At 59.0% G+C, this 14,176-nt stretch carries 13 protein-coding genes; all 13 read right to left on the bottom strand.

The window, feature by feature from the left end:
* Nucleotides 1-27: 27 nt before the first annotated feature.
* The 13 genes from astD to LA321_RS11660 all read right to left on the bottom strand — a co-directional run bounded on the left by astD (nt 28) and on the right by LA321_RS11660 (nt 14,168).
* Entirely contained in the window at nt 28-1,497 is a 1,470-nt protein-coding gene (gene astD / locus LA321_RS11720; protein WP_042072266.1) for a succinylglutamate-semialdehyde dehydrogenase, read from the bottom strand.
* Between the two features lie 70 nt (nt 1,498-1,567).
* Nucleotides 1,568-2,587 carry an arginine N-succinyltransferase gene (gene astA, locus LA321_RS11715; RefSeq protein ID WP_042072268.1) on the bottom strand — a complete coding sequence of 340 codons (1,020 nt, stop codon included), beginning with the start codon at nt 2,585-2,587 and terminating at the stop codon, nt 1,568-1,570.
* A 75-nt stretch (nt 2,588-2,662) separates the two neighbouring features.
* Nucleotides 2,663-3,880, bottom strand: coding sequence for an aspartate aminotransferase family protein (locus tag LA321_RS11710; RefSeq protein WP_042072270.1), 1,218 nt, complete (start codon nt 3,878-3,880; stop codon nt 2,663-2,665).
* 276 nt (nt 3,881-4,156) lie between these two features.
* Entirely contained in the window at nt 4,157-4,738 is a 582-nt protein-coding gene (locus tag LA321_RS11705) for an aminodeoxychorismate synthase component II (protein WP_042025665.1), read from the bottom strand.
* Between the two features lie 21 nt (nt 4,739-4,759).
* Entirely contained in the window at nt 4,760-4,975 is a 216-nt protein-coding gene (locus LA321_RS11700; protein ID WP_026455946.1) for a hypothetical protein, read from the bottom strand.
* Nucleotides 4,976-5,095: 120 nt separating this feature from the next.
* On the bottom strand, nt 5,096-6,100 hold the full coding sequence (gene trpS / locus LA321_RS11695) for a tryptophan--tRNA ligase (protein ID WP_026455947.1): 1,005 nt from the start codon (nt 6,098-6,100) through the stop codon (nt 5,096-5,098).
* A 42-nt stretch (nt 6,101-6,142) separates the two neighbouring features.
* Nucleotides 6,143-6,811, bottom strand: a complete 669-nt coding sequence (locus LA321_RS11690; RefSeq protein ID WP_042072271.1) for a phosphoglycolate phosphatase — start codon at nt 6,809-6,811, stop codon at nt 6,143-6,145.
* Nucleotides 6,798-7,472: a ribulose-phosphate 3-epimerase gene (rpe, locus tag LA321_RS11685; protein ID WP_026455949.1), complete on the bottom strand. Its 675-nt coding sequence runs from the start codon at nt 7,470-7,472 to the stop codon at nt 6,798-6,800. The genes LA321_RS11690 and rpe overlap by 14 nt, the downstream gene beginning before the upstream one ends.
* A 183-nt stretch (nt 7,473-7,655) precedes the next feature.
* Nucleotides 7,656-8,528 carry a Dam family site-specific DNA-(adenine-N6)-methyltransferase gene (locus LA321_RS11680; protein WP_042072273.1) on the bottom strand — a complete coding sequence of 291 codons (873 nt, stop codon included), beginning with the start codon at nt 8,526-8,528 and terminating at the stop codon, nt 7,656-7,658.
* A 70-nt stretch (nt 8,529-8,598) separates the two neighbouring features.
* Nucleotides 8,599-10,158 (bottom strand): SPOR domain-containing protein, encoded by a 1,560-nt coding sequence (locus LA321_RS11675; RefSeq protein ID WP_042072274.1) that lies wholly within the window; start codon nt 10,156-10,158, stop codon nt 8,599-8,601.
* Nucleotides 10,151-11,230, bottom strand: coding sequence for a 3-dehydroquinate synthase (aroB, locus tag LA321_RS11670; protein WP_026455952.1), 1,080 nt, complete (start codon nt 11,228-11,230; stop codon nt 10,151-10,153). The genes LA321_RS11675 and aroB overlap by 8 nt, the downstream gene beginning before the upstream one ends.
* Nucleotides 11,231-11,244: 14 nt before the next feature.
* Nucleotides 11,245-11,763: a shikimate kinase AroK gene (gene aroK / locus LA321_RS11665; RefSeq protein WP_042025672.1), complete on the bottom strand. Its 519-nt coding sequence runs from the start codon at nt 11,761-11,763 to the stop codon at nt 11,245-11,247.
* 191 nt (nt 11,764-11,954) lie between these two features.
* The gene (locus LA321_RS11660) at nt 11,955-14,168 is read right to left on the bottom strand and encodes a type IV pilus secretin PilQ (RefSeq protein WP_042072276.1); all 2,214 of its coding nucleotides are present in this window, start codon (nt 14,166-14,168) and stop codon (nt 11,955-11,957) included.
* Nucleotides 14,169-14,176: the final 8 nt, after the last annotated feature.

Below are 14,176 nucleotides of genomic sequence, written 5' to 3'. Positions count from 1 at the left end.
CCAAAGGGTGCCCCTTTTTCGTTATTGTCAGAAAGTCAGGCCGGGGGACAGCTGCTCCGGCATGCTCGCCTTGCTGTCTTCGACGGAGGCTACCGGATACGCACAATAGTCGGCGGCGTAATAGGCGCTTGCCCTGTGGTTGCCGGAGGCTCCGATACCGCCAAACGGCGCGGCACTGGAGGCACCTGTGATGGGCTTGTTCCAGTTGACGATGCCGGCGCGGATGCGCTTGAAGAAGTGCTGCCAGTCCGCCTCGTTGTCGCCAAGCAGGCCGGCCGAGAGGCCGAAACTGGTGGCGTTGCCCTGGTCGATAGCGGCATCGAAGTCGTCGTAACGCACCAATTGCAGCAGCGGGCCGAAGTACTCTTCATCCGGCAGCGCAGCGACCCTGGTCACGTCTATGATGCCCGGGGAGACAAAACCGGTACCCGCTTCCAGGTGCTTGAGGGTGAGCAGGCTCTCGCCCCCCAGCGCTTGCAGGTTGGCTTGTGCCGCCACCATGCCCAGCGCAGCCTTCTCGCTGATCATAGCGCCCATAAAGGGTTGAGTCGCATCATCGTAATGGCCAACCTTGATCTGGCCGACTACATCCACCAACCGCTTGACCAGGGCATCGCCCCGCTCGCCGCGCTCGACAAACAGGCGGCGCGAGCAGGTGCAGCGCTGGCCGGAGGTGATGAAGGCGGATTGCACGATGGCATGAACGGCACCGTCGATGTCGCTCACGCCTTTTACGATCAGCGGGTTGTTGCCGCCCATCTCGAGGGCCAGGATCTTGCCCGGTTGGCCAGCAAACTGTTGATGGAGCAGGTGGCCAGTGCGGGAAGAGCCGGTAAAGAAGAGACCGTCGATGCCGGGGTTGCCCGCCAGCGCCTTGCCGGTCTCGACCTCACCCTGCACCAGGTTGAGCACGCCCTTGGGCAGCCCCGCCTCCTGCCACACCTCGACCATGGCCTCGGCCACCATGGGGGTCAGCTCGGAGGGTTTGAACACGACTGTGTTGCCGGCGATCAGCGCCGGGACGATATGGCCGTTGGGCAGATGGCCCGGGAAGTTGTAGGGGCCGAACACGGCGACCACGCCGTGGGGCTTGTGGCGCACGAAGGCCTTGGCACCCGGCATGGGATTCTCGACCGTACCGGTGCGCTCGTCATGGGCGCGGATGGAGATGGCGATCTTGCCCTGCATGGCAGCCACTTCGGTGCGGGTCTCCCACAGCGGCTTGCCGGTTTCGCGGGCGATGGTCAGCGCCAGTGCTTCTTTGTGCTCACCGAGCAGGTCGGCATAGCGGCGCACGACGTCAAGACGCGCCTCAAGACTCAGATCTGACCAATGGTAGAAGGCGGTGCGAGCGGCCTTGACGGCGGCATCCACTTGGGCCGGGCTGGCAGCTTCCCCTTGCCAGATCACTTCATTCTTGGCCGGATCCCTTGATTCGAACGGCTTGCCTTCACCGGCCAGCCACTGGCCATCGATAAACTGCACTAAATGACTCATCCATTCACTCCCTGTGGTGTGCAGGCAGCCGAGGCTGCCTGTTTCATATTCGGTATTGCCGCCAGCCGGATCAGTCGAGATCGACGGCTCGCACCATGTCGCCATCCTGCACCATGAGGGCCGCCGCCATCTTGGGTGGAATGATGGCCTCCTGCTTGTCGTGATCGACCCGGATATTGCCGTAGCAGGCGCGGTATTGCTCGAAGCGGGTGTTGCAGAGGAGGTAAGGGTGACCACCGATTGGCTCGCCGATCAGCACGCGCAGCTTCTGGCTGCGGCGCACGCTGCGGATGTTCTTCAGCTCACACTCCACCGCCGGGCCCGCGTCGAAGATGTCGACATAGCCACGGTTCACAAACCCCTCGTCCTGCAGCATCTTGATGGCCGGACGGGTCTTCTCGTGAGTCTGGCCGATGACGGCACGCGCCTCCTTGCTCAGCAAGTTGACGTAGATGGGGTACTTGGGCATCAGCTCGGCGATGAAGCGCTTCTTGCCGATACCGGTCAGATAGTCGACGGTAGGGAAATCCATCGAAAAGAAGTGGGTCTGCAGCCACTCGTAGAAGGGGCTGTGGCCATCGCTGTCCGAAACGCCGCGCATCTCGGCGAAGACGGTTTCGTCAAACAGTTCTGGGTGCTCGGCCATGAACAGGAAACGGTGCTTGGAGAGCAGGCGGCCATTGAGCCCCTCGCGGGCGCATTCACGCAGAAACAGGGTGCAGAGCTCGGAATTGCCGGTGTAGTCGTTGGAGAGGGTGAGGGTCTCCACCACGTTGTAGACACCGAGCTTGGGGGAAGAGTGCACCACCTTGCCGATGTGATAGTTGTAAAACGGCTGGGACAGGCCGACCGCGGCGTCGATGGCACAGGTACCGACCATCTCGCCGGTCTCCAGATCCTCGGCCACGAAGAAGTAGAGGCAATCCCCCTTGCCCGCCGGTTTGTCCGAAAAAGTCTGGGTCGAGGCATCGATCTTGCGCTGCAATAACTCATCGTTGACGGGCAACGAGGTCATGCCGGTGCCGGACTCGACGGCGCAGGTCTTGAGCCCGGCAAAATCTTTTTGCTCGATGGGACGGATAACCAACATAAATGACAACTCCCTTTCATTGACGACAGGTGGGGCCCCGGCTCCAGCCGGGAGGACTCCCCACCTCAATTTGGATCAGGCGTTAACCACCTGGGCAACCGCCTTCTCAAAGCGGGCCAACCCTTCCTTGATGTCCGCTTCCGGGATCACCAGAGACGGAGTGAAACGCACCACGTTGGTCCCTGCGACCAGCGCCATCAACCCCTGATCGATGGAGGCCAGCAGGAAATCGCGGGAGCGCCCCTTGTAGTCTTCGTTCAGCACGGCGCCCAGCAGCAGGCCCTGGCCACGCACTTCGCTAAAGCAACGGTACTTGGCATTGATGGCTTCAAGGCCGTCGCGGAACAGCTGCTCGCGCTGCTTGATGCCGCTAAGCACTTCCGGGGTGTTGACTACGTCGAGCACTGCCTCGGCGACGGCACAGGCCAGCGGGTTGCCGCCGTAGGTAGAGCCGTGAGTGCCCACTTTCAGGTAGGAGGCGATCTCGGTAGTGGTCAGCATGGCGCCGATGGGGAAGCCGCCGCCAAGGGCCTTGGCGCTGGTGAGGATGTCCGGCGTCACGCCCAGGCCCATATAGGCGTAGAGCTCACCGGTACGACCGACACCGGACTGCACCTCATCGTAAACCAGCAGTGCATTGTGCTTGTCGCACAGCTCGCGCACCCCTTTGGCAAACTCGTCGGTGGGACGAATGATGCCACCCTCACCTTGCAGCGGCTCCATCACCACGGCGCAGGTATTCTCGGAGATGACGGCAGCCAGCTCTTCCAGGTTGTTGTAGGTTACATGGGTGATGTCGGCAGGCTTGGGACCGAAACCGTCGGAGTAGGCAGCCTGGCCACCCACGCTCACGGTAAAGAAGGTGCGACCGTGGAAACCCTGATGGAAGGCGATGATCTGGGTCTTGTGGGGACCAAACTTCTCGATGGCGTAACGACGAGCCAGCTTGAGGGCCGCCTCGTTGGCCTCGGCGCCCGAGTTGCAGAAGTAGACCTTGTCGGCAAACGTGGCGGCGACCAGCTTCTTGGCCAGACGCAGGGCCGGCTCGTTGGTCATCACGTTGGAGAGATGCCACAGCTTCTCGCCCTGGGTTTTCAGGGCGTCGACCAGCTTGGGATGACAATGACCCAGGCCATTGACCGCGATACCGCCGGCAAAGTCGATATATTCACGGCCTTCCTGATCCCAGACACGCGACCCCTCACCACGCACCGGGATGATCTTGGCCGGCGCATAGTTGGGAACCATCACTTCATCAAACACTTCACGTGTCACTGCCAACAACTCTGACATATAGCTCTCCTTCGAACTGGCAGCAGAATAATCCACCGCCCAAAAGTTAAATCCGTGTAAACGTGACGGGATTATCACAGAAATAAAGTAAAAAGTCTGTAACAAAACGGACTATGGGGAACAATCTTCGATTAGCCTTGAGATTTTAGGCAACCGCATTGCATAACGTATCAAGGGGGCTTGGCAAGAGATAATTTGGGCAGGAGGGGCAGTGAATAAACTATCAGGGAAATTTTTTTTGCCTTCTCTCGATTCTGAGAGGGCGATCACGAATTTTTACGAACGAGCGAGAAAATTGGCCAGTAACTGGTGGCCTTGCTCACTCAAAATGCTCTCCGGATGGAACTGGACGCCTTCGACATCAAGCGTCTTGTGGCGCAGCCCCATGATCTCGTCAAACGAGCCATCGGCATGCTCGCTCCAGGCGGTGATCTCGAAGCAATCGGGCAGCGTTGCCTGCTCTACCACCAGCGAGTGATAGCGGGTCACCCGCAGCGGATCCTTGAGCCCCTTGAAGACCCCCTCGCCCCGATGGCGAATGAGCGAGGTCTTGCCATGCATCACCTGACGGGCTCGCACCACGCGGGCGCCAAACGCCTGTGCCAGGGACTGGTGACCAAGGCAGACACCGAGAATGGGCAATCGGCCGGAAAAATGGGTAATAGCGGCGAGGGAAATACCCGCCTCGTTGGGCGTGCAGGGGCCGGGAGAAATAACCAGATAGCGGGGAGATAATTGCGTAATGTCGGTCAGAGTCAGCTCATCATTACGCCTGACCACTACTTCTTGTCCCAGGGCGCCAAAATATTGCACCAGGTTCCAGGTAAAGGAGTCGTAGTTATCGATCAATAACAGCATGTGATAACCAGTGGCCGAGAATTAACGGTCGAGAAAACGACCCTGTTCCATTTCCCGTTCACGCTGGCATTCGGCCAGATAGATGGCGGCAGCGATGGCGGGAGTTTTGTGATGCTTGTCGATGGCATTGGAAACCATCAGTTGCAGGGTATTGAGGTTTTTAGCCTTGCGGAATTTACGCAGCCAGTGACCCTTGTCACTCAGCTCTTCAACGGAGACATTTGATTGAACGGACATACTTGCTCTTGGGGAAATAACCCGGGTTGAAAAAGGGAAATAATTAAACAATTAACAGCAGGGAAAATAAAGAAAGCCAGGCAAATACCCAGCTCTCTTCAACTACACCTTCCCAGTATGTCAGGCTCGAGGAACGAAGCCGACTACATCATATACGCTGGTCAGGGTTTTTTCAGCTCTTTCGCGCGCCTTTTGTGCGCCTTCCGCCAAAATAGCAATCAGATGAGTCTCATCCTGACGCAGTTCGTGGAAACGGGCCTGGATGGGCTCCAGCAAGGCCACCACGGCCTCGGCAGTTTCGGTCTTGAGGTGACCGTACATCTTGCCTTCGAAGTGCTGTTCCAGCTCCGGGATGGAGCGGCCGGTCACCCCGGACATCAGGGTCAGCAGGTTGGAGACACCAGGCTTGTTCTCCGGATCGAAACGCACCACGGCAGGATCATCGGAGTCGGTGACCGCACGCTTGATCTTCTTGACGATCTGCTTGGGGTCTTCCAGCAGGCCGATGAAGTTGGCCTCGTTGTCGTCTGACTTGGACATCTTCTTGGTCGGATCCTGCAGGCTCATCACCCGCGCCCCTTCGGTCGGAATGAAGGGCTCCGGCATGGTGAACACCTCGCCGTACAGGTTGTTGAAACGGGTGCAGATGTCGCGGGTCAGCTCCAGGTGCTGCTTCTGGTCGTTGCCGACCGGCACCTGATTGGCCTGATAGAGCAGGATGTCGGCCGCCATCAGCACCGGATAACCAAACAGACCGACGTTGACATTGTTCTCGAAACGGGCGGACTTGTCCTTGAACTGGGTCATCCGTGACAGCTCACCCATCTGGGTGTAGCAGTTGAGGATCCAGCCCAGCTCGGCGTGTTGCGGCACGTGGGACTGGATGAAAACGGTGCTCTTCTTGGGATCGATCCCCACCGCCAGATAGAGGGCGGCGGCATCGAGACAGGCCTTGCGCAGGGCCACCGGATCCTGACGGGTGGTGATGGCGTGCAGGTCGACGATGCAGTAGAGGCAATCGTACTCATCCTGCATGTTGACCCACTGACGCAGGGCTCCCATGTAGTTGCCGATAGTCAGTTGGCCAGAGGGCTGTGCGCCGCTCAATACGATAGGTTTAGTCATGAGAGTAGTAATCCTTGTTATTCAGCCAGCCCAGCTGCGCTATTAGACCAAAAGTGCATCGAGCTGTGCAAACTGCTCGCATACCCAGTCAGGATGGGAATCGGCGATAGGGCGGCCATAGTTGTAGCCGTAGGTGAGCCCCACTACCTTCATGCCGGCCGCCTTGGCAGCCAGCACGTCATTTTCGGAGTCGCCCACCATCAGGGTGCGAGCCGGGCTCACCCCCAGTTCGTGGCAGGCGTGCAGCAGGGGCTCCGGATTGGGTTTCTTCTGGGGCACGCAGTTGCCGCCAAGCCAGAGTGCGAAGCAATCGGCAATGCCGAGGGCATCGAGAATGGGCTGCACGAACTGGCTCGGTTTGTTGGTTACCACCGCCTGGCGGTAACCCAGTTTCTGCAGGCGGCGCAGGCTCTGCTCCACCCCCTCATACATGCCCAGTCCTTGCAGCAGGCAAGCCTGGTAGTGGTCGTCAAACAGGGCACGGGCCTTGGCAAACAGCGCCGGATCGGCTTCGCAATGGGCAAGCGCGCGCTGGATCAGCTTGTCGGCACCGTTGCCGACCCAGGTGCGCACCAGCGCCTCGTCGGCCTCGGCCAGCTCCAGGTCGGCCAGAGTACGGTTGACCGCCAGTGCCAGCTGGGCGGCACTGTCGATAAGGGTGCCATCCAGATCGAACAGCACCAGATCAAATCCACGATTAACGACGGACATCAGCAAGCTCCGCACGCATCTGATCGATAACGGCCTTGTAGTCCGGTTTGCCGAAGATGGCGGAACCAGCCACGAACATGTCGGCACCGGCCTCGGCGATCTCGCGGATGTTGTCGACCTTCACACCGCCGTCAATCTCAAGGCGGATGTCGCGGCCGCTCTCGTCGATCAGGCGGCGCACCTGGCGCAGCTTGTCGAGGGTACCGGGAATGAAGCTCTGGCCACCGAAGCCCGGGTTGACCGACATCAGCAGGATCACGTCCAGCTTGTCCATCACATACTCGAGGCAGGAGAGAGAGGTGGCCGGATTCAGCACCAGGCCCGCCTGGCAGCCCTGCTCCTTGATAAGACCGAGGGAGCGGTCAACATGATCGGAGGCTTCCGGATGGAAGGTGATGAGGGAAGCCCCGGCCTTGGCGAAATCGGGAATGATGCGATCCACCGGCTTGACCATCAGATGGACGTCGATGGGAGCCTCGATACCGTAGTCGCGCAGGGCCTGACAGACCATGGGGCCGATAGTCAGGTTCGGCACATAGTGGTTGTCCATCACGTCGAAGTGAACCACGTCGGCACCGGCAGCCAGCACCTTGGCAACATCGTCACCCAGACGGGCGAAATCGGCGGAGAGGATCGAGGGGGCAATCAGAAAGTCTTTCATCAGCATCATCCATTGGCAGCCAGGGAGAAAAAACGGCGCAATTTTAGCGTAAATATCCGGTGAAAACGACTCGAAAGGCCGAGAAAGGGGGCAATCCTTCCCGCCATCCCCTCCACGATCCCAATGCCAGCCTGAAGGATGACAAAACGCCAACAAAAAACGGCGCCCTCGGGCGCCGTTTTATCAGCTCAGCGGCAGCAGCTCGCTGTCGCTTGGGTAATACCCCTGCTCGGGCTCGATGCCGGGCGGATAGAGCGCCAGCAGTTCGGCCACCTTGTTGCGGGTACCGCCGTTGCGGCTGATGGTGCGCTTGACCAGGATCTCGTCGAACCTAGCACCACGATAAAGATCTCTGGTCAACTTCATGTCGTGATTACTGATAAGTACGGGAACCCCTTTCTCAGCAGCAGTTTGTCGAGCTAACTGCGACAGCACCACCTGATCGTCCAGAGTAAAACCGCAGGCGGCATAACTGGTAAAGCTAGCGGTAGTGGAGAGAGGGACATAAGGGGGATCACAGTAGATCACCCAATCCTCCTCAGCCCGCTTGATGGCATCGGCATAACTTTCGCAGATGAAGGTCGCCTTCTGCGCCTTTTCGGCGAAGGCCCACAGCTCCTTCTCCGGGAAATAGGGCTTCTTGTAGGAACCGAAAGGCACATTGAAACCGCCCTTCTTGTTATAGCGACACAGGCCATTGAAACCGTGACGGTTGAGGAACAGGAACAGCAATGCCCGCTCGAAGGTGTCTTCGGTGTGGTTGAACTGGGTACGCAGCCGGTAATAGGCCGCCTTGTGGTTGTGTTCAGTTACAAAGAGCTTGCGCGCCTCGTCAATAAAGTTATCCGGCGTCAGCTTGAGATGATTGTAGAGACTGATCAGATCCGGATTGATGTCGTTGAGCACATAGGCGTCGTAGTCGGTGTTGAGAAACACGGACCCGGCCCCGACGAAGGGCTCCAGCAACACACGCCCGGCCGGCAAGCGCTCGGCGATCTCTTCAACCAGGGAGTATTTTCCCCCGGCCCATTTTAAAAAAGCGCGTGTTTTCTTCATGGAAATCCGGTGTGTAAGAAGGCAAGACCCAAAAAGGGGGATGATTCTACCCCCTTATCCGGTATCAAGGCTATTGCTTCAGCTCTTTTTGTACCTGGGCAAACGACTTGGGCCAGGGTTGCCCCTTCAGCAGGGCTGGCGACAGCTTGCGGATCGCGCTCTTGGCCTGGGTCAGGGTCGCGTAGTCCCCCTGCAGCACCACAAACCAGGGGCTGCCACGGAACTGGGTCTGATAAACCCAGACCTTGCCGGACAAACCATGTTCGGCAACAAACTGATCCACCGCCTTGGTGTTGCTCGCCCCCATCAGCTGGATGCTGTAGTGGTTGCGTGCCTTCTTGTTCAGGGTCGCCACCGGGGTCAGGGCCACCTTGGGAGCCGGCACAGCCGCCGGTTGAACGGCCGGTTGGCTCGTAGTGGCCGAAGGCTCGGCTGCCTTGACAGGCTTTTGCTGTGCGCCGCTTGCCGCGCTGGCAACGGCGCCGCTGGCTACTGTGCTCTTGCCGGTCAGCTCGTCGACCACCTCGGTCGGCAGGGCACCGCTCACGCCGGGATCCGTCATCAGCTTTTGGACGACCTCATCGGAGATCACCACCCGGCGCCCTTCATAGTTGGTGGACTCGGTAGTGACAGTGTCACTCTCTACCGACTTGGGCAGTACTTTTGCCTCCGGCTGCCAATCCTTGACCACGGCGTTGGGATTGGTTGCCGCACCCTCATCTTGTCCCTTGGCGGCTCCGTCATCAGCGCCCCCCGTGGTAACGGGAGAATCGCCCGGAACCGGAGGCGGCAGGGCCGTCGTTTGAGTCGACTCCTGAGGTGTGGTGGAGGTGTCGCCACCAAACAGGGCCGGCAGCAGATAGCTCAGGGCCAGCAGGCCAGCCGCCAGCGCGGCAATAGAGAGGGCAGCCTTCTTGACAGGCAGTTCTGCCTGACGCTTCTTGGGCCTTCTGTCGGTCATGATATCCTCCAGTAACTGCATGATGGTGGACGGGTGTCCACTTGCCGTTGTCAGGATCTCTTCCACTTTCACTTTGGGCAAGAGGGCCGTCGGGATCTTGAGCTCCTTGGCTTTCTCGTACAGGAAGATGCGCTGCTCCGGCGGACTCAGAGGCTGGACCTCCAGCTCGAGGGGCGGCATGGCGCGTCCCTTGAGCAGTGGCCGCTGACTACGACACCAGGTGTCACTGCCCGAGACCAGGATGGCCAGCTGGTGCGGCGCCGCCAGGGTGTCGTTGTGACGACTGATGGCCCACAGCTCTCCCAGCACGTCGGCAGGCAGCTCATCGGCCCGTTCGATGATCAGCAGCAGGGTCGCCGGCTTGGCCCCCTCCAGCATGCGAAAGAAGCTGTCTGCCAGCGCGTCCTGAGGATTGAACAGGGGACGGGCCACCACCTGGGGCAGCAGCAGCTGACGCACATCCGCCATCTTCATGGCCGGCGTGCCAATCAGGCTGACGACACGTACCTTTTCCGGTAACTGGCTGATCAGGGTCTCGCACAGAGTGCCGCGACCACTGCCCGGTTTGCCGGAGAGAAAAATGAAAGGGTGATTGAATTCAATCAGATGCAGCAGCCGGTCAACCAGCTGCCGCTGGGAAGGAAGCTTAAGCAGCTTATTATTAGTCACGTCCAGACTCGATCACCGCCAACAGTTCGGCATCGGAGACATCGGCCACCACCTGTGCATGGCCGATACCCACCGGCAATACCAGGCGCAACTTGCCTTCGAGGACCTTCTTGTCACGGCGCATATGGCGAATGAAGGCGGCAAAATCCATCTCGGCCGGGGCCTTGATGGGAAGATTGGCCGCCAGCAGCAAAGCGCGAACGCGTGCCACCTGTGATTCGGTCATCTCCCCCCTGGCCAGCGCAGTGTCGGCCGCCAGCATGGTGCCGGCCGCAACGGCCTCGCCATGGAGCCAGTTGCCATAACCCTGTTCGGCTTCGATGGCATGACCAAAGGTATGACCCAGATTGAGCAGTGCACGTACCCCCTGCTCGGTCTCGTCCTGCCCGACCACATCGGCCTTGATTTCGCAGCAGCGTTTGATGGCATAGGAGAGGGCGGCAGGGTCCAGCCGTTGCAGACGGGTCATGTTCTGCTCCAGCCAGCTGAAGAACTCGGCATCCCAAATGATGCCGTATTTGATCACCTCGGCCATTCCGGCGGCAAATTCACGCGCAGGCAGGGAGCTCAGGCACTCGGTGTCGATGATGACCTGTCTGGGCTGATAGAAAGCCCCGATCATGTTCTTGCCGAGGGGATGATTGACGGCGGTCTTGCCGCCAACGGAAGAGTCAACCTGGGAGAGCAGTGTGGTCGGGATCTGGATAAAAGGAATGCCACGTTGATAGCTTGCTGCCGCAAAGCCCACCACATCCCCTATCACACCGCCCCCCAGGGCGATCAGCGTGGTATCACGCCCATGGTTGGTTTCAAGCAGAGCAGACATGATCTGTTCAAAGGTCGCCAGGTTCTTGTAGGCCTCGCCATCTGGCAGGATCAGGTGTTCTACCTGAAAATCCGACAGCAGGGCGCTGACCCGTTCAAGATAGAGAGGGGCGACGACCGTATTGGTCACTATCATCACCCGCTTGCCCTTGATGGCCGATGCCAGCACCTCGGGGCGCTGCAACAAGCCTGCGGCTATCTCGATGGGATAGCTGCGTTCACCCAGTTCGACCTTCAACCGTTCCATGGACGTCCTCTAGATTACATACCGATCAGTTTTACGATTTGATTGGCAACGATTTTGGCGCTCTGGTCGTCGGTGTGCACCACAAAATCGGCCACCTCTTCATACAGGGCATTGCGCTCTTTTGCCAGACGCTCGAGCACTTCACGTGCCGGCTCTTCGGTCTGCAGCAGGGGGCGACGCTTGTCACGCTGGGTGCGCGCCAGCTGCTTTTCGATAGTGGTTTCGAGATAGACCACGATCCCGCGGGCAGACAATTTGTTGCGGGTTTCGCGGCTCTTGATGGCACCGCCACCGGTCGCCAGCACGATACCCTGCTGCTCCGACAGCTCGCCGATCACCTTCTCTTCGCGAATACGGAAACCCTCTTCGCCTTCAACATCGAACACCCAGCTGATATCAGCACCACTGCGGCGCTCAATCTCATGATCTGAGTCGAAAAACTCCATATGCAGTTGTTCTGCCAGATGTCTACCTATGGTGCTCTTGCCCGCACCCATGGGACCTATCAGGAAAATATTGCGTTTCTCAGCCATGTCTTTTCGTTAGTAATTACAAACTGTACGACCCCGATAAATACTGGATCGGGGTACCTATGAACCTTATCTTGCGATGGATCAGGAGGGGGATTATCTCAATAGAAATCAGGACTGGCAACCGCAGCCCTTACGCCCCAGCCTCATTGGGGCGTAAGGTTATATGTGTTTTACCTTCACATGTAAAGCCTTCAGAAAGCGTCGGTCACTATCTTGGGCGTCACGAAAATCAGCAGCTCGCGCTTTTTATTTTCGCTGGTGGTCTTGCGAAACAGTGCCCCCAACCCCGGGATGTCCCCCAGCAGCGGCACCTTGGTCACATCGCTCTTGATGGTCTGCTGATAGATGCCGCCGAGCACCAGCGTCTCGCCATTGTTGACCAACACCTGGGTGGTGATGGACTGGGCGTTGATGGAGACGGCATCGCCGGTACCGGTCGGTACGGTTTCACCCTTGGTATCCTGGGTCACTGTCAGATCGAGAATGACACGGTTGTCCGGGGTAATCTGCGGCGTCACTTTCAGACTCAACACCGCCTTCTTGAAGGTGACCGAGGTCGCCCCGCTGGAGGAGGATTCCACATAGGGGATCTCGGTACCCTGTTCGATCAACGCCGGTTTCTGGTTGGCCGTGGTGACCCGGGGACTTGCGATGATCTCGGCCTTGCTCTCCTTTTCAAGGGCAGAGAGTTCGAGATCCAGCAGGGTGCCATTGGCCAGACGGGCCACCTGGAAGGCCAGGGTACCGGCCGCATTGGTCACCGGCAGATTGACGTTCAGCCTGTCATCGGCGCTGGGGCGAGTCATGTTGGTAATGATATTTCCGGCATCATTAAGGCTTCCATTTCCCGAACCATCGTTGCCCTCGATTGAGCCCGAGGTGCTGTTGCCGTGCCCGTCGTTCTTGGTTACCCCCCAGCGCACCCCGAGGGCCTCGTCAAAGCCATCATCTATGGTCACCATGCGGGCTTCGATCACCACCTGCTTGACCGGAATGTCGAGAATGTCGAGCATCCGCTTGATGCTGCTGATCACATCCGCCGTATCCTTGACCACCAACACGTTGGTGCGCTCATCCACGCTCACGGCGCCACGGGGGGAGAGCAGCTTGGTACTGTCGGATGACAGCAGGGCAGCCACCTCGGATGCCTTGGCGTAGTTGATCTGCAGATATTCGGTGTAGAGCGGGGCAAGATCCGCCACCTGATTGCGGCTCTCAAGCTGCTGTTTCTCCCGGGTCGCTATCTCGTCGGCAGGAGCCACCAGCAGGATGTTGTTATCCAGCCGCTTGTCCAGCCCCCGCACTTTCAGAATGATGTCGAGGGCCTGCTCCCAGGGCACGCCATCCAGCCGCAGAGTAATGTTGCCCCCGACCGAATCGGTCGTCACCAGGTTGAGATTGTTGAAATCGGCGATCAACTGCAACACGGTACGAACGGGGATATCCTGGAAGTTCAAGGAGATGGGCTTGCCCTGATACTGCTTGGCAGCGGTAGCTGCACGCTTTTTCACCTCGATGATGAAGAGCTTGTCTGCCTGATCATAGCGATAGTCAAACTGGCCATTCACCGACAGTTCAAACAGGGTATCGTTGCCCTGACGCGACACCTCCACCTGGGAGACTGGCGTCGCGAAATCCTGCACATTGATGAGGTTGAGCAAGCCATCCGGCACCCGGGTGCCGTGGAATTTGGCCAGCACCGTCTGGCCCCGGCTGCTCACATCCACAGCCGCCGAGCTGTTGTCCAGCGTCACCAGAAACTCACCCTGGCCATCCTTGCCGCGGCGAAAATCCACACCGGTCACCGAGTTGAAATAGGCTCCGCCGCCGTTGCTCTGATAACTGTTGAGCACGGGTTTGGAGGCTGTCGGGGCAGCCACCGGCGCTGTCGCCGGCATCGACTTGGCGACCACCTGGGTATTGATGAGTGCCGACGGGGAGGAGGCGGGTGTCGAAGCGGTGGCTGCGGGTGCCAACAATGCACTGTCATTGCTGCCAAGAGAGGAGGAAGATGCCCCTTCCCCCAGCGACACCAGCAACTTGCTGCCTTGCTGCCTGACCTGATAGGGCGCCAGCTGATCGAGAGCAATCTTGATGTCGAGCCCGGCGCCCTTGCCTTCCACCTTGATGCTGTCGACCCCTTGGCGCTGGATCGGCAAGGGGTTCACTTTCAATGCACCCACCGCACCGGGCACATGCAGCAACAGCTGGTTGGGTTGGTAGGAGAGGCGATCGGTAAAGCCGCTGACAGGCTCGCTAAAACTGAGTTCCAGTTGCAACTGGTCTGCAAGCAAGGGATTCACCTTCACTTCCTGCAGGGTTGCCACCGCCCAGGCCTGGCCGAAGAAGGCACTGGCACAAAACAGCAGAGCCACTTTGGTTACACACTCTCTTGTTGTTTTCATTGCTGTTC

Source organism: Aeromonas enteropelogenes, from assembly GCF_020097295.1.
In the GTDB taxonomy this organism is placed as follows: Bacteria; Pseudomonadota; Gammaproteobacteria; order Enterobacterales; family Aeromonadaceae; genus Aeromonas; species Aeromonas enteropelogenes.
Note: the sequence above shows the minus strand (reverse complement) of the source record. Positions and strands in the feature narration are given on the sequence as shown.

Excerpts from the sequence above, each read along its gene's own strand:
- astD (WP_042072266.1), bottom strand. The coding sequence starts at position 1,497 with ATGAGTCATTTAGTGCAGTTTATCGATGGCCAGTGGCTGGCCGGTGAA.
- astA (WP_042072268.1), bottom strand. The coding sequence starts at position 2,587 with ATGTTGGTTATCCGTCCCATCGAGCAAAAAGATTTTGCCGGGCTCAAG.
- LA321_RS11710 (WP_042072270.1), bottom strand. The coding sequence starts at position 3,880 with ATGTCAGAGTTGTTGGCAGTGACACGTGAAGTGTTTGATGAAGTGATG.
- LA321_RS11705 (WP_042025665.1), bottom strand. The coding sequence starts at position 4,738 with ATGCTGTTATTGATCGATAACTACGACTCCTTTACCTGGAACCTGGTG.
- LA321_RS11700 (WP_026455946.1), bottom strand. The coding sequence starts at position 4,975 with ATGTCCGTTCAATCAAATGTCTCCGTTGAAGAGCTGAGTGACAAGGGT.
- trpS (WP_026455947.1), bottom strand. The coding sequence starts at position 6,100 with ATGACTAAACCTATCGTATTGAGCGGCGCACAGCCCTCTGGCCAACTG.
- LA321_RS11690 (WP_042072271.1), bottom strand. The coding sequence starts at position 6,811 with ATGTCCGTCGTTAATCGTGGATTTGATCTGGTGCTGTTCGATCTGGAT.
- rpe (WP_026455949.1), bottom strand. The coding sequence starts at position 7,472 with ATGAAAGACTTTCTGATTGCCCCCTCGATCCTCTCCGCCGATTTCGCC.
- LA321_RS11680 (WP_042072273.1), bottom strand. The coding sequence starts at position 8,528 with ATGAAGAAAACACGCGCTTTTTTAAAATGGGCCGGGGGAAAATACTCC.
- aroB (WP_026455952.1), bottom strand. The coding sequence starts at position 11,230 with ATGGAACGGTTGAAGGTCGAACTGGGTGAACGCAGCTATCCCATCGAG.
- aroK (WP_042025672.1), bottom strand. The coding sequence starts at position 11,763 with ATGGCTGAGAAACGCAATATTTTCCTGATAGGTCCCATGGGTGCGGGC.
- LA321_RS11660 (WP_042072276.1), bottom strand. The coding sequence starts at position 14,168 with ATGAAAACAACAAGAGAGTGTGTAACCAAAGTGGCTCTGCTGTTTTGT.